The organism is Streptomyces sp. NPDC001156 (assembly GCF_053598275.1).
This window is the reverse complement of record NZ_JBSFJX010000048.1, coordinates 39,410-57,034: the sequence shown is the minus strand read 5'-3', so window position 1 is coordinate 57,034 and position 17,625 is coordinate 39,410. Positions and strand designations below refer to the sequence as shown.

The following is a 17,625-nucleotide window of genomic DNA, read 5'->3' as shown; positions in this document are numbered from 1 at the left end:
CGGATACGCGGGTGCCGGGGCCGCCAGTCGGTTCAGGCGCGGCGTGGACGGCCCGCCGGCGGCGTGGCCCGGGCGGGGATCGTGGGCCACGGGGAGCGCTGGAACTTTTCGATCAGCGCGGTGCGGGCCGCTCGCACGGACGGGAAGAAGAATCCCACTCCCCGGTCGCCCGGCGCCTTGAGGCGTCCACCCTTGGACGTCACAGCCGAGTGGCCGTTGGGGCCGTGGGTTTCCACGTATCCAAGGCGTCGGCCCTTGTAGGTGACGGTCACGGTTTCCAGTCCTGTGAAGGGGTGCCTCATGGCGTGTCCTCTCCTGCGCGGCGGTGTGGCGGGGCGGGTGGGGCCGGACCGCGCGGTGCGGAAAGGGAGGGGGTCCGCACTGCGCGGTCCGGCCGGGCCGGGCGCCTGCCAGCCACGAGAGGGGGTTCGTGCGGGGCGTTCCCGGCCGAGCCCACTGTCGTACGCGGCACGGCAAGCGGCGCAACCCCCGTGGGCCCACCGCGCCGGGGCGGGTCGTGGTGGGGGGCCGGGTAGGGCTCACCCCGCAGCGGTGGCGGGTGCGGCCGGCGGTGGGCCGGGGGTGGGCTTACGGCTTGCCGGGCGCGGTGGGCTTCGGGTGGCAGTTTGCGCCGGTCGGGCACAAGTGGCTGTCGCAGTCGGGGGCGTCGCCTAGCTCTTTCTGCACGACGCCGACCGCAGCCCTGTGCATGTTCTGATTGGTGTACCAGTAGCCGGCGGCGTGGTACTTGCGCTGTTCCTGGTTCAGGCCGCGCGCCCATTGGACGGTGGACTCAAACGAGGAGAGCGCGGAGGCGACATCGCCGTAGCGCCATACCTCCGCTTCGGATCGGATCACGGCCCGGATGTGCTTCGGGTACTGCTTCAGCCCGGATGGGTTCGTGTTGTCGCTGCCGTTCACAGGTGGGTCCCTTCAACCGGTTGGGGGCGGGCTGTCGCAGTGGGGGTGCGGCGCTGAATGAGTGGGGTGCCGGGAGGCCACGGCGCACGGAGGGGGTTCGTGCGGGGCGTTCCCGGCTGAGGCCACTGTCGTACGCGGCACGGCAAGCGGCGCAACCAACGCGCCCGGCCCGCACGGGTCGCGGCAGGCCAGGCACGGTGACGCGGTGTGTGTGGCGGCGGGTCAGGGCTGGGCGGTGACCTGGTGGAGCGGGACGGTGGTGCGCTGCCCGTCGGCCTGTTCGATCTCGACCTGGGCGGTGCCGTCGCTGCTGCGGTGGGTGGCGGTGATCCGGCCGTGGGCGGTGGGGGTGGTGACACGGGTCTCGGAGGTGGGGCACAGCCGCCACGGGCGGGTGTTCTGGTCGAGCCACTGGTCGGCGGCGAGGCTGATGTGCTCGAACTGGGCGGCCAGGTAGGCGATGCGGGTGCAGGCGCAGCGGGCGTGGACGATGGCGGTTCCGTCGTCGTCGTGGCTGATCCGGATCGGCGGGACCGGGTCCAGGCCGAGGACGTGGACCCGGGCGTGAGTGACCTCGTCGGTGTCGGCGGCGTGCCGGTGGTCCGGGTCGGGCTGGTGCATGGCCGGTGGCCCCTCTTCTCGTCGGTGTCGGCCCCGTGCTGGCGGCGCTCGGCGTGCACGGACAGTGGCGGGACGGCCGGTTAGCGACGCAAACGCGGCAGCCCCCACACCCGGCGGCGGCGGGGGTGCGGGGGCTGCGCCGGTTCCGGGGGTTAGTGGCCGTTGCGGTCGTCGAACGGGCGGCGCGGGCTGTCGTCTTCGGGCTGGACCGGGGGGTCGACGCGGACGCAGTCGGAGAACTGGGCGGCGTGGGTGCGGCCGTGCTTGTCGCGGACGCTGATCCAGCTGATGTTGTTCTCGTCGGGGTCGGGCAGCGGGTCCTGCCCGTTGCCGTCGTCGGTGGTGCCGATCCAGGTGATGGACGCGTACGGCAACTGGTCCCCGATCCGGCAGTCGGCCGGGTCGTCGGGGATGCGCAGCGTGACGGGGAAGGCGAACTCGCCGTGCCAGCGGGTGTTCCACACGGTGATGCAGTCGCCGCAGGTGACGCGGTGCGGGTCTGCGACGGTGATGCCGGGTGTGCGGCAGAGGGTGTTGTTGTGTTCCTCCGGGGAGTCGACGTCGGTGCCGAGGACGATCCAGGCCCAGGGGTCGAGTCCGTCGGGGAGATGGCGCAGCGGTTCTTGAAGGAGTCGTGCGGCGGCTCGGGCGATGGCGGCGGCTTGTTCGAGGCGGCGGGCGAGGTCCTGCGGCGGGCCGCTGACGGCGATGCCGTTGCTCCATGTCAAGGCGGCGGACGCTACGACACGACGAAGCCCCGGCGGGGATCGGCCGGGGCTTCGTCGTGTGTCTGTGGATCAGGGTGCTGCACCGGTATCGGGTCGTCGGTGATTGAGCCTCAGCGAGAGCTCGTCACGAACGTCTGGCGCAAGGACTCCCCCTGACCCCAGACGACGACTGAGGTTCCCCCGCCGTGCGGCCGTCCTCATGTCACGGCCTATCCGCGATCAGCTATCGCCGACCGAGTCGTAAGCGCGGACCCGCAGCATGCTCGACGAGCACTGAACCCCACCGTGGCCAGCGGACCGACAACGGCCCTACCCGCGCTGCGGGAGTTGGCACGCGACACGGACTGGGCCGACAACCAGCCCGGCGTGATGGTCCGCCGTCAGCACGCCTGTCGCGTTGTCATGGACGTCCTGACGAACCCAGCGTGTTCTCCGGAGCGGCTGTGGGTCGGCGGCAGTGGTAGACGAACGCCGCAGGCACGTTCGCCCAGATGTTCCGGCTCCGAACGACCTCCTCGAAGGCGCCCTCCAGCGATCGGCGCAGCCGCCGGGCTGGCGGCGCCCAGCGCAGGTAGCTGTACGCGAAGGTGGTAAACACACCTTGCGGGGCCAGCGCACCGACGACGGCGCTGAGGACGTCATCCCGGAGGCCAGGGGCGAACGCGGCCCACGGCAGGCCGCTGACGATGATGTCCGCGTAGTGGTGGCCACGTGCGGCCAGCAGACCGGGCACGTTTCGGGCATCGTCGGCCACGACGTCCACCGCCGGGAATCGGGTGTTCAGGCGTCGGGCGAATCTTTCGTTGATCTCCACAGCAATGTGATGGCCACGCCCGCCGAGTCGATGCTGGATCTGCTCGGTGAATGCTCCGGTCCCGGCGCCGAGTTCGACGACCACGGGACTACCAGTCCGCGGTATCGAGGCGGTGACGGCCCGGGCCAGAGCGGCGCCGCTGGGCGTCACCGCGCCGACGGTCATGGGGCTGCGGGCGAACTCCGCCAGGAACGAGACGCGCCTCTCGGTGGCGCAGAAGGCTTCGGAGGACACGGGATGCTCCTTGGGTCACTGTGGTGGGTATCAGGCGGAATTCACGCACCATCGGCAGTCATCCGCAGCCGGGCGGCCAAGGCGACGCCGGAGACGGCTCGGAGGCGCCGGGCGGTGACCGGGTCGCCGGCGGCCCCGACCGGCCGAGGAGGGTTGGTGTGCCGCGAGCAGTCGGACCGGCAGGAGGCGCCGGGCGGATCCTGGACCGCGCGGCCCTCGCGGCCGCCCTCGACTATTGCCTCAGCGGTAGCGGATCCGTTGCCGCTTCTGCGGCGAATGCGCGACCTCTGGCCGGCTTGCCGGCCAGGACTCCACCTGGAAAGGGTGAGTGCAGCCGCTGGTTCACGGACGGTAATGGAATCCGGCCCGATCGCGTATGCCTGCTGTGGTGCGCTTCGCGATGCGCCACGCGCCAGACGTTCGCTCACGGGACAATGATCCTGCCGCCGTTGCGCGCAACGGCCGGCAGTCGGCCGCAAGGCCGTAGAACACACCGCTGAGGTCGACATCGAGGCGGGTCCAGTCCGTCACGGAGACGTCGCCGAGACGTGAAGCGCCGTTCGCGCCGAGCAGCGGGGTGGTGGCCGGGAGGCGACGAGCCGGGGAGAGCCGTCGGTGGGGATAGCGCCGCCCGCTACTAGGGTCTCTCCCGTGTCGGCGAACTCCCAGCGCTCCTTCCGACTCTGGGCTTGCGCCGTCGGACCGGACGCAAGGCTGGCCGGTAGCACGCTGACACCCGCGTGCCATCGTTTTGGTGTGCCTGGCATCGGCTGTGTGTCTGAAGCGAGGCGCCGGTGCTGGTGTCAGCCCTCGTCGGAGGACTGGCACCAGCGCCGCCGGGTGGGTGTCAGTTGGCGAAGACGGTGCGGGTTTCGAGGTAGGCGTTGAGGCCGTGGATGCCGAACTCGCGGCCGAAGCCGGACATCTTGAAGCCGCCGAAGGGGCTCCTGGGGTCGTCGACCAGCTCGTTGATCATCACTCGTCCAGCGAGTATCCGCTCGGCGACCGCGCGGGCGCGCTGCTGGTCTTCGCCGTAGACGTAGGCGTGTAGGCCGTATTCGACGTCGTTGGCGATGGCGATGGCTTCTTCGTCGTCGCGATAGGTGATGACGGACAGGACGGGGCCGAAGATCTCCTCCTGGGCGATGGTCATGTCGTTGGTGACACCGACGAAGACGGTGGGTTTCACGTAGTTGCCCGCCTCGTAGCCCTCGGGCTTGCCCTCGCCGCCGACCAAGATCTCGGCGCCTTCCTCGATGCCCTTGCGGATGTAGCTTTGCACCCGCTCGTAGTGTCCTTTGGAGACCATCGGCTGGATGACCGTGTCGGGTGCGTGCGGGTCACCTATCGTCAGGGCCTGGATGCCGGACTTGATGGCGGTCTTGGCTTCCTCCAGTCGGCTTTCGGGAACGAGGATGCGGGTTCCGGCGATGCATGCCTGGCCGGTGTTGAGCAGGCCGGCGGTGAGGGCGAACCGGATCGCCTTGTTCATGTCGGCGTCGTCGAGGACGATCGTGGGGGACTTGCCGCCGAGTTCGAGGGTGACGCGCTTCATCGTTTCGGTGGCGTCGTGGTTGATCTGCTTGCCGACCTTGGTGGAGCCGGTGAAGGAGATCTTCTGGACGTCGGGGCTGCGGGTGATGGTGTTGCCGACGACCGGGCCGGGACCGTTGACCACGTTGATGACGCCGGGCGGCAGGTCGGCCTTCTCGAAGCACTCCATGAGGATCTGCGCTTCGAGCGTGCTCAGTTCACTGGGCTTGATGACGACGGTACAGCCGGCGGCAAGCGCGGAGGCGGTCTTCCCAGCAATGAACCAAGGGTTGCCGTTCCAGGGGGTGAGCAGACCTGCCACTCCGACCGGCACCTTGGTGATGGTGGCGTTGCCGTGCTTCTCCTCGAAGTTCTCCGGCTTGAGGACGTCCTGGGCCAGGAGGAAGAAGTCACGGGCCTGGCTGTCGATGTAGCCGGCGAAGGAGACGGGGGCGCCGTACTCGGCGACGGTCATCGCGACCAGCTCGTCCATGCGCTCAGTCAGGGCGTCTGCGATGCGCTGGAGGTACTCCTTGCGTTCCTCCAGGGTGGTCGCGGACCAGGCGGGGAAGGCGGCCTTGGCCGCCGCGATGGCCCGCTCGGTGTCGACCTCGTCACCGAGGGTCGAGCGGCCGATGAGTTCACCGGTCGCGGGGTTGTGGACATCGACGGTGTCCTGGCCGTGCGAGTCGACGAAGCGTCCGTTGATGAAGTGCTGGTTTACGGTCTTCACGAAGGGTGTCCTTGAATCTTTTGCGGGCGGAAGAGAGCGTGGTGGTTGGCTCTTCCGGTGGGGCGGTGGGGTCAGCGCTCCACCAGGTCGTGGGGGTTGTCGATGCGGGCGAAGGTGTGGAAGAAGCCGTTCTCCACACGGCGGTGGTCGATTCGCCATCCCTCTGGGCGCCGCTCCAGGCGGTCGTGCCACAGGCCGGTGTGGATGACGTTGGCCTGGCCGTCGCGAGTCTCGTGTGTGTGGAGGAACGGGGACGTGGCTGTCGCGGTGTCGCCGTCGAGGGTGACGGTGGCGTAGCCCTCGCGGTGCTGCCACAGGCCGAACAGCTTGCCCAGGCCCTCGGTTCCCTTGCGGTCGGTGCCGCGCATGAAGTCGATGTAGTCCTCGAGCCCGATCTCGGCGCTCTGGCCGACATCGGAGGCATCGATGACGGCGTCCGGGGAGAAGACCTCGGCCCACTGGGCCATCAGGTCCTGGTCATTGTTGTTGCCCTGGTGCAGGTCCTGGCCCAAGCCGTATTTCGCGATGATGTCCTGGATAGCGATCCGGTCGAGGAGGTAGCGGATATCGAGGTCTGTAGACATGACTGTTCCTTGTCAGTTGTTCGGGGAATTCTTTGGTGCCGTGCGCGGACCGGAGCAGAGAAGCACTCAGGTCGGTACCGGGCTTGAACGCTGGGCAGGCCACACGGCGCCGAGAAACCGGGTGAGTGCTGCAGGCCGCCGGCGCGGCGGGTCTAAAGGCCCGGTACCCAGCAAGGGATGGGGCGTTCCGGAAGCGTGAGAAGACCGCTTCGCCGGTGATGTGCTGCCGGGTAGGTGCCGCGCTCACCGGAACGGAAGGGAGGTGTCGGTTGGCGGGACGGGCTGGTCAGATCGTGAGGACGAGGCGTCCGGGGACCTCGCGCGCCTCCAGGCGGCGGTGTGCCTCCGCGGCCTGGGACAGGGGCAGTTCGTCCACGCGCAGCGTCAGTTCTCCGCGGGCGAGGAGGTCGACGACCTTCTCGGCGGCGGGCCGGGCGGCATCCGGGTTGGCCGCGAGGTAGGGGCCCACCGCGAAGCCGAGCATGCCCGCGTTTCGATGCCACAGGTCGTCGCCGGTGAGCGGGGTGTCAGGAGTCCGGGCGGCATGGCCCACCAGGAGGATGCGGCCGAGCTGGGCCAGGACGTCCAGGCTGGCGGTGCGTACGTCGCCGCCGACCGGGTCGACGACTACGTCGGCCAGCCGGCCGTGCAGATCCTTGACGAACTGATCGCTGGTGAACACCTCGTCCAGACCCAGATGTTCAGTGTCCTTGATACGGGCTCGCGAGGAGACGGTGCCGAACACGCGCGAGGCGCCCAGCGACCGGGCGACCGCGGGGAAGGTGGCGGCCAGGCCCCCGGCCACGCCGTGCACCAGCACGCTCTCGCCCTTCTGGAGGTGCGCCACCCTGGTGAGGGCCAGATAGGCGGTGGTGGCGTTGGGCAAGGCCGAGACGGCCTGCGCGGGGTCCACACCGGAACCCTCGAGGGAGACGGTCATGGCCACGTCGGCCAGGGTCACCGAGGCGTAGCCGCCCAGGCTCATCTGCGTCAGGGTGACCACCGGCTCACCGATCAGGAACCCGGTCACCCCTGGGCCCAGCGCGCGGACGGTCCCGGCGGCCTCCAGACCGGGCACGAGGGGCGGCTGCGGCATGTCGGGGCGTCCGGCGAGGTCCCCGCGGCGGAAGAACACGTCCACCAGGCCCACCGCTGCGTGGGTGGTGTCGATGGTGAGCTGGCCCGGGCCAGGCCGGGGCTCGGGAAGCTCCGTCTCGGTGAGAATCTGCGGCCCACCGAATTCATTGATGGTGATCGCACGCATGGTGCACTCCGTACTTTGTCGGTTCCCTACGGCCGTCACTGCGGACCTTTCACAGCCCGGGCGGCCATCGCCCCGCAAAAGGAGACATCCCTGGCACCTCTTCGGTGGCGACCCCGGAAACATAACGCAATCATATTGCGTTGTCAACGCAATGGCTTTGCGTTGTAAATGGGGGCCACTAGGCAACGCATGCCGATTGCGTTACCATATTGGGCATGACCACGCCCGGCTTCCAGCGCGCCTACTCCGCCGAGCACAAGGCGCAGCGCGCCGCCGACCTGATGGAGGCGGCACGGGCCCTCGCCGCCCGCGACGGCGTACGTGGGGTCACCCTCACCGCGATCGCCCAGCACGCGGGCGTCCACGTCTCGGCTGTACGCCGCTATTACGCCTCTCGCGAGGAGATCCTGCTCAACCTCGCCGAAGAGGGTTACGGCGACTGGTCACGGGCCGTCGCAGCGCAGCTCTCCCGCCGCAGCAACCTGACCTGCGCAGAGCTGACACGCACGCTGGTCGCGACTCTCGCCGAGCGTCCCCTGTTCTGCGACCTGCTCACCCATGTCACCCTCAGCCTCGAACGCGAGGTCACCTACGAACGCGTCCGCACCTTCAAACACGCCGCCGGCAACGCCGCGGCGGTCCTGACCGGCGCCATCAACACGGCAAGCGCTCTCGACCGCCGTCAGGCCCGGGAACTCGTCATCGCCACCATCGCCCTGACCGCGCCGCTGTGGCAGGCCGGCCACCCCGGGGAAAGCCTCGCCCGGCTGTACCGGGAAGAACCCACCGTCGCACACATCGGCATCGACTTCGAACCCACCCTCACCCGCCTCCTCACCGCCCTCTGTGACGGCCTCACCCACAACTAGACCCGGACTTCGCGGGTCGCTCGAGCATGTCCGAAAGATCGCGTAAGTCCGTGATGTGACAGGCTGGCCGAGGCCCAGCCTTGGGCCCCTGGCCAGCCGGGACGGACGGACATGACAGACAACGAAACCCCGTCGGTCGTCGCGCCGGTCGAGGTGAGCTGCCCCCCGGTTCCCTGGAGTCCTCGGCCTGCCCCGAGTTGCGTGGAGTCGGGAACTGATGCGGCCTTCTGCGGCCAGGGGCGGCACGGGATCGGTTCCGCAGACGTTGGCGTGGCCTTCCCTCCACCGCAGTCGCGTTCGTCAGTCGACGAGGTCCAGTGCGGCGGTGACGATGCTGTCGGTGTCGATGCCGTGGTAGCGGTAGACGTCCTCGATCGCCCCGGACTGGCCGAACCGGGTCACGCCGAGGGTGGTGGTGGGCGTGTTGTGGATCGTGCTCAGGAAGGCCAGGGTGTGGGGGTGGCTGTCGAGGACGGTGACGAGGGGCGTGGCCCGGTCGGCGGGGAACACCTGGTCGAGGATCCAGGTCGGGTCGTCCGACAGGCCGCGGCGGGCTTGAAGTGCTCGGAAGAGCAGGTCCGGGCTGGTCACGCAGACGACGTCGGCGCCGTGGCCGAGGGCGGCGAGCCGGTCGGCGGCGGCCAGGGCTTCGGGGACCAGGGCGCCCATCGCGGTGAGGGTCACCACGGGCTTTTCGTGCTGCCGCAGCCGGTAGGCCCCGGCGGTGACGTGCCGGCGGCGGCGTTCGCGGGCGGCCGGGTCGCTGGGCACGGCGGCCGCGGACTGGTCGACGGGCCGGGTGGACAGCCGCAGGTAGGCCGAGCTCCCGTCCGGGCGGCCGAGTTTGCCGAGGGCGGCCAGCAGGCACCATTCGGTGTCGATGGCGAATGCGGGCTCGTAGGTGACGCAGCCGGGCTGTTCGATGCCCAGCGAGGAGGTGGTGATCGACTGATGCGCTCCGCCCTCCGGGGCGAGTGTGACGCCGGACGGGGTGCCGACCAGGATCGACTGGCCGCCGGCGTAGATGCCGAACGACCACGGTTCCAGGGCGCGGTTGACGAAGGGGTCGTAGACGACGCCGATCGGCAGCAGTGGCTGGCCCCAGCGGCTCCAGGTGGCGCCCAGCTCACCCAGCATGCCGACCAGGTTGGTCTCCGCGATGCCCAGCTCCACATGTTGACCGGTCGGCTTCTCCCGCCAGTGCAGGATGGTCTCGGCGTCGTCGGCGAACCAGTCGGGGCGCTCGGTCGGCGACCACACGCCGACTTTATTGAGCCAGCCGCCGAGGTTGGTGGAGGAGCTGACGTCCGGGCTGACGGTGACGATCCGGCTCGCCGCCTCGGGTGCACGGCGGGTGAGGTCTAGCAGGACACGACCGAGTGCCTGTTGGGTGTTACCGGTGCCCGTCGGTGCCGGACGGACGAGGTCGGCAGGGACCGCCGGGGGCTGCCGCGATGCGTGTCCGGAGCGGTGCAGCCGCGTGGCGGCCGCCGCGCACAGGCCCGCTTCCGGCGAGTCGGCGGCGAAGACCTCCCATGGGTGGTCAAGGTCCGTTCCCAGGCGATCGGCCAGTGCCCTCATCTGGTCGGCGCTCAGCAGCGAGGAGTGGTTTTGCGGGTGGCCCTCGGTGGGCAGCCCGGAGCCCTTGACGGTGTACGCAAAGATCACGGTCGGGCGGGTGTCATCGACACGGTCGAACGCGTCCGTCAGCGCCCCGATGTCATGGCCGCCCAGGTTGCGCAGCGCCGCCAGCAGCGAGGCATCGTCCAGGGTTGCGATGAGGTCAGCGATCGGCCCGGCCGTGGAGCCGGTGCCGGGCAGGCGCTCGCGCAACTCGCCGGCGGAGCAGCGCAGCAGGCGCTGGTATTCGGGGTTGCCCATGGCGTCGATACGGGCGCGCAGGGCCGCGCCGCCCGGCCGCACGAACAACTCGTGCAGCAGATGGCCGTACTTGAGGGTGATCACCTGCCAGCCGGCCGCGGCGAACATGCCCCGCAGCTTGTCCGCGGCAATACCGGGGACGACTCGGTCCAGGGACTGCCGGTTCAGGTCGACGACCCACACCACCTCGCCCAGGCTCGGCACCATCGGGTCCTGGATCGCCTCCCAGATCGCACCCTCGTCCAGCTCCGCGTCGCCCAGCAGGGAATACTGCCGTCCCGTACCGGCACCGCCGAAATGGCCCTCCACATAGCGGCGTGCGAGGGCACCCCACACAGGCGCGGTGGCGCCGATACCGACCGAACCCGTGGAGTAGTCGACCGGATCCGGGTCCTTGGACCGGCTGGGATAGCTCTGCAGACCTCCGAAGGCGCGCAGGGTGGTCAGATAGGACTCGTCCAGCTCGCCCAGCAGGTAGTTGATCGCATGCAGCACCGGTGAGGCGTGGGGCTTGACCGACACCCGGTCTCGAGCGGTCAGTGCATGAAACCACAGCGCCGTCATGATCGAGGTCATCGACGCGCTGGACGCCTGATGGCCACCCACCTTCAGCCCCGAGGGGTTGGCCCGCACCCGGTTGGCGTGGTCGATGATCGCGGTGGACAGCCACAGCACCCGATCCTCGACCGACTCCAGCACGGCGAGCTGCTCCTCCCAGCCGGGGCCCGAACCGTCGGCGTCGGCCGACCTCAGTTCCGCGACCATCACAAACCACCTCCGCCATCGGCACCATGCTTTAGACAGGACGCCAGCTCACGTATCGCCCTCTGACGTGCGCGCTAGCCAGCTACCTCGGCTAGCGTCTTCCTGATGACGGCCGTGCCATCGGCAGAGACGGCCGTGACCTCGTGTCGCCTGCCGCCGAGATCGCGGACGGTGGTCGTGAGGATTCCCCGGGGGTACGCGGGCGCCGTGAACCGAGCAGCAAGCCGTGCAAGCCGAGCGGGACGGCCGGGGCAGACGGTTTCGGCGACCGCGCTCGACACCAACCCCATCGTGCACAGTCCGTGCATGATCACGCCGTCGAACCCGGCACTACGCGCGGCAAGATCGTCAAGGTGAATTGCATGCCGGTCATTGGAGATGTCAGCGAAGCGGCGCGGCAACTCAGCGTTCAACGGCGTGAGTACCGTGCGTTCCACTGGCTGTGCGGACTCCGGCTTCAGGCCGACTTCGGGAACGTTAGCGCCAACGGCACCGGCGAGCGTCTCACCCCTGACGATGGCGCTCGCCCATTGCTCCGAGGTGATCGTACCCCGGTCGTCGCTCACCAGTATCCGCACGGAGACCGCGGCTCCGGCCCGGACCGGACGCACCCCGGCTACAGTCGCGCTCGCTGACAGCGTGGCGCCCACCCGAATCGGGTTCACGAATCGGATGTCGTGCGCCCCATGGACGATCTTCGGCCTGGCCTGCTCCGGCGTCACCAGGTCGACGGCGAGAAACATGCAGCTGTAGATCGGGAGAATGTTGAACATAGGCGTAATGGCACGCCCGCTCAGGTGCTCGGGATCGCGGTCGGCGAGGGTGGCGCTGAGGTTGCTAGCCAATTCAGGATCCGCCGTGATGGCCTGTCCCGGAACAGACATACCCACCTGGTCCACCATGAAAGCATTGGGAACGGTCGTCATCGTCCGTTGTGCCTCTCTTCGATTGGGCGGGCCGGGGGCCACGGTTGCTGCTGACGGGCTCGGGCGCGCTCTTCGCGCGCTTGGCTCGGATGCTCCTGCACGACCCGCTGCGCGATCCGCCAGCCAGCGGGCGTGCGCGTGACGAGGTCGGTGTAGGTCACGCTCCAACTCCGGCCATCCGGTTCAATCGCCAAGCCTTTCGAGGTCACCCGGACCGTGTCCTGATCTGTGACATCAGTGAGGACATTGGTGGCGTGATGGGCCGAAGGATGATCGTAAACTGCCAGCCTGGACAGGACCTCAGTGATCGAAAGTTTGATACTGCCCTGGTCGTTGACCCACTCGATCGTTGCTTCACCGGTGAAGATGGCCGCCATGCCCTCCCAGTCCCGCGCATCGACGAGATGCCCGTACTGGACGACGGGCCTGGTTACTTCCTGTACATCGACCGGAGGGATGGCCTGCATTGTTCACCTTCCCTGACGCCAGCGCGATAAGCCGGAGCCTCGCGTCTCGCTGATCGTCCTAATCAATCAATGCTTGGTTAAGTCTACGTCAAATTTGCGGTGGGGCCCGCAGGAGCGTCAATGCAGGTCAGGGAAACAGGGGTTCGCGCCAAGCGGAGGCACGTGGACAGAGTCAGACCTGATACCCAGGACGTTCTCCCGTCACGAATTGCTCTCGGGCAGCCGCCGCGTCACCCAGCAGGTTCAGCTCATAGGTGTAGCTCAGCTCCTGGCGGTACCTGTCACGAATCCGCCTGCCAGTGCTCGCATTGAGGGCGAGCTTTGCCGCCCGCACCGCCCGGCCAGGCTTGGCCGCGATGCGGGCGGCCAGGTCGAGCGCAGCACCTTGCAGGTCTGCGCCGTCGACCACCGCGTAGACAGAGCCATAGCGTCGCAGCTCTTCGGCGGCGACCGGCTCGCAGGTGAGCATCGCTACCCGCAGCCGCTTGTCCGGCATGAGCCCGCTCGCCTGGATCGCTCCCCCTGCCGCGCCATTGTCTACCTCGGCGAGCACGAACTTCGTATCCCGGGCGCACAGGACGGCATCACACGATCCGGCGAGAAGGACGCCAAGCCCGATGCAGTAGGCATGTACGGCAGCGATGACGGGTACCGCGCACTCGTGCAGTGCAACGGTCGCCGCAAGCGATGCCGACGCTTGACCAAGGATGCCCTGATGCCCCTCCATACGCTGAACCTCCTTCACGTCGCCGCCCGCCGCGAAGCCGCGACCCTCACCCCGGAGGACAACCGCGTTGACCTGTGGCCGCCTGGAGTAAGAATCAAGCACTTCTGCGAGCAGTCGAAGGTCCGCGATCGTTAGTGCATTCACCGGCGGGGCGTCGATGATCAGCTCGACGACGCCATCTGGGTGCTCTTCTTCCCGGATAGTCATCGCCCACCCCCTGTCAGACCGGACCCTGATTCGCGGTTCGGGTCCTGCGCCATCGTGTCTCCTGGAATCTCTGGTGTCGTCGGCATGGCGGCGGGTTGCATCTCGCAGGCGGGTACGGCAGTTAGTAGACCTGGATCGCCTCTTCCGGACAGCTGTCCCGGGCGACCAGGACGTCGTCCTCGAGGGCCGCAGGCACGACCTCGCTGACGACATGCGCGCGCCCGGAGTTCTCGTCGGTAACGAACGCGCCCGGACATGCGATGGCACACATGGCGTGCCCCTGGCACCTGTCCTCGTGAACCCGAACCCTCATCGATGATCCTCACGGTTCGCGCTGATATTGCCGATCCACAACCGAATGCACAGACCGGTAGATCCCCCGCGGAGGCCGCCGGGACCTCACCGATCCGGGTGAGTCGGCGCAGCCAACGATTCGCCGGGATGCCTTCCAGGAATCTAACACTGTTCGAAAATTGGGTCAACCACTCGCCCAGCCGCGGCAAGACCTGAGTTCCGCAGCTGCGGTGGCGCTACATGAGAACATGGGTCGGCCTGCGGGTATGCGTGAACACACACCGGATCGCCGTGTGTCTAGGCGGTGGCGTTCGTGCTGGTCAGGCGCTTGTGCCGGGTTCCAAGATGATGACGTGCTTGGGCTCGGTGAGGCCGAGCTTGGCGAGGATGACGCGCTGGGCGGGGGTGGTCTCGGTACGCTGGCGGAAGGTTCCGGCGGGGCCGGCGAAGGTGCCGAAGTGGGTGCGTTCGAGTTCCTCGCGCAGGTTGAGCCAGGTGTCGTCGCAGGTGGTCTCCGCGATGCGGATCAGTAGCAACGCGAGCCAGCAGAGCAGGACATGGCCGCGTATCCGGTCTTCCTTGCGGTGGTAGACGGGCCGCAGATCAGTGATCGTTTTCATATCTCGCCAGCCGCGTTCAACTTCCAGGAGCTGCTTGTAGCCGGGGGCCATGTCCTCGGCGGACAGGTGCGGGTCGCTGCAGTGCACAAGGAACTTGCCGCCCATCCGCTCCTCGGCCTTGATCGCCGCCTTGTCGATCCGCAGTAGGCCATTCGGGGTGACTCGCAGGAAGCAGTGCAGGCCGGGCTTGGTGGACAGTCTGCCGCGTAGTTCGGCGCGCTTGGTCGGGCTGAGCTTGTCGGTGTCCTTGTTGGCCTCGCCGAGTTGGGCGAGGAGGTCGGTGCGGATGGCTGCGTCCCGGGTGGCCTGGTCGGGGTTGTGGCAGATCACGAACCGGTCTGCGGTGTCGAGGAGTTGGACCTGTTTGACCTGCATGTTGTCGGCGACGGTTGCGTAGCGGCCCTGCCGGGAGAGGGCGGCCTGGGCGGCGGGCGAGCCGGAGCGGATCTTCTCGCCGAGGATGTAGTGGCCGCCGGCCCGTTGCAGGAAGCGGCGGTTGGTCTGGGAGGCGAAGCCGCGGTCGGCGACCCACACGATGCGGGTCAGCTTCCACTCGCGCAGGTCCTCGCGGACCCCCGGCGTGACCCACCAGCAACTCAGCAACCTCATCGACACACTGACACTCCCGCACTGGAGCTTCAACGCGAGCACGTGCCTCGCACTCGCCGTGGTCACGAACGCCTGGTATCCCCCGGCACAGGCGCCAAAGCCAAACTCACCCCAGCTGAGCGAATCCTGGTCACCATGCTCCACCTGCGCAGCTTCGCCAGCATGGACCTCCTCGGCCAACGCTGCGGCGTCACCGCCCCAACCATCAGCCGCGCGAACCAGGAAGTCCGCCCCCGTCTTGGAAGCGCACGACCATCCCATCAGCGCCTCCACCGCCCGCTTTCGCACACCATCCGACGTCGCGACGTTCCTTAACCCCCGCAAGATCAAGAAAGCATGTTGATGATCTGCATGCCCTTAACCGAACAACGACGGTTCCAAGACCGCTGAGACATCGATGTCCCCCTCGTCTACCCGGCTGGTCTGCTCCTCCGGCGGCCGGCTGCAGTCGCGGTAGTTCATTGACACGGCGGCCAGCTGAACCCTACGGTATCTTGCACTGTTTGATTTACGTAGGAAACCGTGGCCCGTCGCCAAGACGGGCCACGTCCGGGAGGCCGCTCGAGGATGGGAAACCCGTCAATCCATGGCCGGCGCGCCGGTGCCTGGGATCTTGTCCTGCCCGACGCGGTGAGTATTCGCGAGGTCGGGCCACGCGACGGTTTGCAGATCGAGCAGCCGATCAGCACCGAGAAAAAGATCGCGATGCTCGAGGCCATCGTGGCCACTGGTGTCCGCCGGATCGAAGCAACAAGTTTCGTGTCGCCCCGGGCGGTGCCCGCGCTCGCCGACGCCGAGCAGGTCGCCGAGACGCTAGGCCGCTGGCCGCAGGTCACCTGGTCGGCCCTCGTCGCCAGTCCGCGCGGCACGGTGCGGGCGCTGAGGGCCGGAGTCACGCATCTGGAATACGTAGTATCGGCAGCCGACGCGCACAGCCGAGTGAACGTCGGGAGATCCACCGAAGATTCGATCAGCCTCGTCAACGAGGTCGCCGAACAGGTCCACGCTGCCGGCGGGATGCTCGAGGTGATCATCGCGACCGCGTGGGACTGCCCGTTCACCGGCCCCACGCCCATGTCTCGAACGATCAAGGTCGCCCAAGATGCGGTGCGCCGCGGAGCCGACTCCCTGTGCCTCGGCGACACGATCGGTACCACCACCCCGCGGCGAGTCCTTGACCTGGTGGACGCAGTGCGCCATGTGGCCGACGGCCAGGACATCGGCGTGCACTTCCACAACACTCGCGGAACCGGGATCGCCAATGCCCTGGTGGCGCTGCAGGCCGGCGTGACCTCACTCGACGCATCGGTAGGCGGCCTCGGCGGCTGCCCCTTCGCGCCCGGCGCGAGCGGCAACATCGCCACCGAAGAACTCGTATACCTGCTCGACGGATGCGGCGTCGCGAGCGGGATCGACCTCGACGCCGTCATCGCAGCCGCAGCGGTCACCGAGCAAGCGGTGGGTCATGACCTACCAAGTTCCCTATACCGCGCCGGAGGCCGACTACGCCCTTTGGGCGCCGCGGCGTCGCCGTCTCCCTGACGCGCAGAACTCTCGCGATCCGCGCAGCCACTCCGACAGGAGGGCCATCAAAGCTTTTCCAACACAACGAGCACACAGCCAGCACAGGACCGAAGATCTCCTGGGCCGCGCAGCTCACTACTTGCTCACCATCAAGCTCAACCAGCCCACATTGTATGCCAGTTGTTGCCGCCCGCCCTGGGACAAGGCCACCGCGAAGCACTACGACCGCGCCGAGACCACGGCAGTGGACGGCGACGGGTGTGTGCCTGGCGTGCGGTGCGGCGCTCGTCGCCCTGTCCGTGTGACGGGGTCCGCGAACACCCCGCTCGATCACTACTCTGGCGGCGTCGGCGTGTCGTGGGTCCGGTACATCGCCTGGACGGCCAACTCGAGCTGGATCGTCGGGCCCACCACCGCGATTCCCCGGGCGAGCCTGGAGCGCCAGTTGAGGGTGAAGTCCTCACGGTGCAGCTCCGCCTTGGCCTGGGCCGCGCAGCGAAGTTCCTCGCCGTAGCCGCCGTGCACCGTGCCCAGGTACGTCGTGTCCAGTGCGACCGAACGGCTCACGTCGTGCATCGTCAGGGAGCCCAGCAGGGACCACTTGCTGGCACCGCGGTACACGAAGCGCGTGCTCGTGAAGTCGATGTATGGGCAATTCTCCACGTCCAGGAAGTCGGCGGAGCGGAGATGGCTGTCGCGTGTGTGGTTGCCGGTGTTGATGCTGGAGGCGTCGATGCAGAGACGGACGTGCGACTGAGCCATGTCGTGAGCGATCTGGATACCGCCGTCGAAGCGATCGAAACGGCCGTGGACATGAGCCATGCCGACGTGCTTGGCCATGAACCGGATCGCCGTGTGCGGCGGGTCGAAGAGCCAGTCACCTGGCTGCGGCAGCGCTTGATGTTCGGCAGGCTCCAGCCAGATCCTCTCGATGGCTCCCACCGCACCGGCCGCTATCTCGACCGTCTCGTGGTGGGGCCGCAGCCCCTCCACCGTGGCCAGCAGGCTGTAGCGGCCCGGGGGCAGCGCGGTGAGGAAGAGACCGTACGGGTCGGTCGTGCCGCGGACCGTGACACGCGGTTCGTGTCCAGGGCGGTGACGACGACCTCCGTCAACGGCAGCGGGGCGCCCGTCGGGTCGACGATCTCGCGGACGACGGCGCCCGCGTCGGGCGGGAGGGGCAGCGCGAGGGTGCTCTCCCGGGCTGAGGTACTTCGGGACCGCCGGCGTCGGAGCAGTGTGGGGACCACGTTGTTCACCTTTCTTCTCGCAGGCGCGGCCCTGCGAGCGGTAATGCGCACGAC

Annotated in this window: 15 protein-coding genes and 3 pseudogenes; 3 read left to right on the top strand and 15 right to left on the bottom strand. The window is 68.2% G+C overall.

Translation table 11 applies throughout. The annotated features are described in order from the left end of the window. Positions 1–32: 32 nt before the first annotated feature. The 8 genes from ACWDA7_RS22965 to ACWDA7_RS22930 form a co-directional block, all read right to left on the bottom strand. Positions 33–302, bottom strand: coding sequence for a hypothetical protein (locus ACWDA7_RS22965; protein WP_450606096.1), 270 nt, complete (start codon positions 300–302; stop codon positions 33–35). Positions 303–588: 286 nt separating this feature from the next. Next, positions 589–921 carry a hypothetical protein gene (locus tag ACWDA7_RS22960; RefSeq protein ID WP_450606095.1) on the bottom strand — a complete coding sequence of 111 codons (333 nt, stop codon included), beginning with the start codon at positions 919–921 and terminating at the stop codon, positions 589–591. A gap of 222 nt (positions 922–1,143) precedes the next feature. Then, the gene (locus tag ACWDA7_RS22955; RefSeq protein WP_450606094.1) at positions 1,144–1,542 is read right to left on the bottom strand and encodes a hypothetical protein; all 399 of its coding nucleotides are present in this window, start codon (positions 1,540–1,542) and stop codon (positions 1,144–1,146) included. 152 nt (positions 1,543–1,694) lie between these two features. Continuing rightward, the gene (locus ACWDA7_RS22950; RefSeq protein WP_450606093.1) at positions 1,695–2,270 is read right to left on the bottom strand and encodes a hypothetical protein; all 576 of its coding nucleotides are present in this window, start codon (positions 2,268–2,270) and stop codon (positions 1,695–1,697) included. Positions 2,271–2,670: 400 nt separating this feature from the next. Further along, positions 2,671–3,318 (bottom strand): class I SAM-dependent methyltransferase, encoded by a 648-nt coding sequence (locus ACWDA7_RS22945; RefSeq protein WP_450606092.1) that lies wholly within the window; start codon positions 3,316–3,318, stop codon positions 2,671–2,673. A gap of 847 nt (positions 3,319–4,165) precedes the next feature. Then, entirely contained in the window at positions 4,166–5,584 is a 1,419-nt protein-coding gene (locus tag ACWDA7_RS22940) for an aldehyde dehydrogenase family protein (RefSeq protein ID WP_450606091.1), read from the bottom strand. A 71-nt stretch (positions 5,585–5,655) separates the two neighbouring features. Then, positions 5,656–6,168: a nuclear transport factor 2 family protein gene (locus tag ACWDA7_RS22935; RefSeq protein WP_450606090.1), complete on the bottom strand. Its 513-nt coding sequence runs from the start codon at positions 6,166–6,168 to the stop codon at positions 5,656–5,658. A 286-nt stretch (positions 6,169–6,454) separates the two neighbouring features. Further along, a complete protein-coding gene (locus ACWDA7_RS22930) occupies positions 6,455–7,432 on the bottom strand; it encodes a quinone oxidoreductase family protein (protein WP_450606089.1) in 978 nt (325 codons plus the stop codon). Between the two features lie 215 nt (positions 7,433–7,647). Here ACWDA7_RS22930 and ACWDA7_RS22925 point away from each other — a divergent pair, with 215 nt between their 5' ends. Next, on the top strand, positions 7,648–8,301 hold the full coding sequence (locus ACWDA7_RS22925; RefSeq protein ID WP_450606088.1) for a TetR family transcriptional regulator: 654 nt from the start codon (positions 7,648–7,650) through the stop codon (positions 8,299–8,301). Positions 8,302–8,601: 300 nt separating this feature from the next. On the opposite strand, the gene ACWDA7_RS22920 is transcribed toward ACWDA7_RS22925, so the two are convergent. The 6 genes and pseudogenes from ACWDA7_RS22920 to ACWDA7_RS22895 form a co-directional block, all read right to left on the bottom strand. Continuing rightward, positions 8,602–10,947: a transketolase-like TK C-terminal-containing protein gene (locus ACWDA7_RS22920; protein WP_450606087.1), complete on the bottom strand. Its 2,346-nt coding sequence runs from the start codon at positions 10,945–10,947 to the stop codon at positions 8,602–8,604. A gap of 74 nt (positions 10,948–11,021) precedes the next feature. Next, positions 11,022–11,873, bottom strand: a complete 852-nt coding sequence (locus ACWDA7_RS22915) for a MaoC/PaaZ C-terminal domain-containing protein (RefSeq protein ID WP_450606086.1) — start codon at positions 11,871–11,873, stop codon at positions 11,022–11,024. Further along, a complete protein-coding gene (locus tag ACWDA7_RS22910; protein WP_450606085.1) occupies positions 11,870–12,340 on the bottom strand; it encodes a nuclear transport factor 2 family protein in 471 nt (156 codons plus the stop codon). The genes ACWDA7_RS22915 and ACWDA7_RS22910 overlap by 4 nt, the downstream gene beginning before the upstream one ends. Before the next feature lie 172 nt (positions 12,341–12,512). Beyond that, the gene (locus ACWDA7_RS22905; protein ID WP_450606084.1) at positions 12,513–13,274 is read right to left on the bottom strand and encodes an enoyl-CoA hydratase-related protein; all 762 of its coding nucleotides are present in this window, start codon (positions 13,272–13,274) and stop codon (positions 12,513–12,515) included. A gap of 121 nt (positions 13,275–13,395) precedes the next feature. Further along, positions 13,396–13,587 (bottom strand): ferredoxin, encoded by a 192-nt coding sequence (locus ACWDA7_RS22900; protein ID WP_450606083.1) that lies wholly within the window; start codon positions 13,585–13,587, stop codon positions 13,396–13,398. 301 nt (positions 13,588–13,888) lie between these two features. Continuing rightward, positions 13,889–14,761: pseudogene (locus ACWDA7_RS22895) on the bottom strand (IS1634 family transposase); the annotation flags it as partial. A gap of 4 nt (positions 14,762–14,765) precedes the next feature. On the opposite strand from ACWDA7_RS22895, the pseudogene ACWDA7_RS22890 reads away from it, so the two are divergent. Both ACWDA7_RS22890 and ACWDA7_RS22885 read left to right on the top strand, forming a co-directional pair. Further along, a pseudogene (locus ACWDA7_RS22890) lies at positions 14,766–15,140 on the top strand (transposase family protein); the annotation flags it as partial. A gap of 287 nt (positions 15,141–15,427) precedes the next feature. Further along, positions 15,428–16,339 (top strand): hydroxymethylglutaryl-CoA lyase, encoded by a 912-nt coding sequence (locus ACWDA7_RS22885; protein WP_450606098.1) that lies wholly within the window; start codon positions 15,428–15,430, stop codon positions 16,337–16,339. 315 nt (positions 16,340–16,654) lie between these two features. Here ACWDA7_RS22885 and ACWDA7_RS22880 read toward each other — a convergent pair. Then, positions 16,655–17,571, bottom strand: a pseudogene (locus ACWDA7_RS22880) (YceI family protein). Positions 17,572–17,625 lie beyond the last annotated feature (54 nt).

Excerpts from the sequence above, each read along its gene's own strand:
- ACWDA7_RS22965 (WP_450606096.1), bottom strand. The coding sequence starts at position 302 with ATGAGGCACCCCTTCACAGGACTGGAAACCGTGACCGTCACCTACAAG.
- ACWDA7_RS22955 (WP_450606094.1), bottom strand. The coding sequence starts at position 1,542 with ATGCACCAGCCCGACCCGGACCACCGGCACGCCGCCGACACCGACGAG.
- ACWDA7_RS22935 (WP_450606090.1), bottom strand. The coding sequence starts at position 6,168 with ATGTCTACAGACCTCGATATCCGCTACCTCCTCGACCGGATCGCTATC.
- ACWDA7_RS22930 (WP_450606089.1), bottom strand. The coding sequence starts at position 7,432 with ATGCGTGCGATCACCATCAATGAATTCGGTGGGCCGCAGATTCTCACC.
- ACWDA7_RS22925 (WP_450606088.1), top strand. The coding sequence starts at position 7,648 with ATGACCACGCCCGGCTTCCAGCGCGCCTACTCCGCCGAGCACAAGGCG.
- ACWDA7_RS22920 (WP_450606087.1), bottom strand. The coding sequence starts at position 10,947 with ATGGTCGCGGAACTGAGGTCGGCCGACGCCGACGGTTCGGGCCCCGGC.
- ACWDA7_RS22915 (WP_450606086.1), bottom strand. The coding sequence starts at position 11,873 with ATGACGACCGTTCCCAATGCTTTCATGGTGGACCAGGTGGGTATGTCT.
- ACWDA7_RS22910 (WP_450606085.1), bottom strand. The coding sequence starts at position 12,340 with ATGCAGGCCATCCCTCCGGTCGATGTACAGGAAGTAACCAGGCCCGTC.
- ACWDA7_RS22905 (WP_450606084.1), bottom strand. The coding sequence starts at position 13,274 with ATGACTATCCGGGAAGAAGAGCACCCAGATGGCGTCGTCGAGCTGATC.
- ACWDA7_RS22900 (WP_450606083.1), bottom strand. The coding sequence starts at position 13,587 with ATGAGGGTTCGGGTTCACGAGGACAGGTGCCAGGGGCACGCCATGTGT.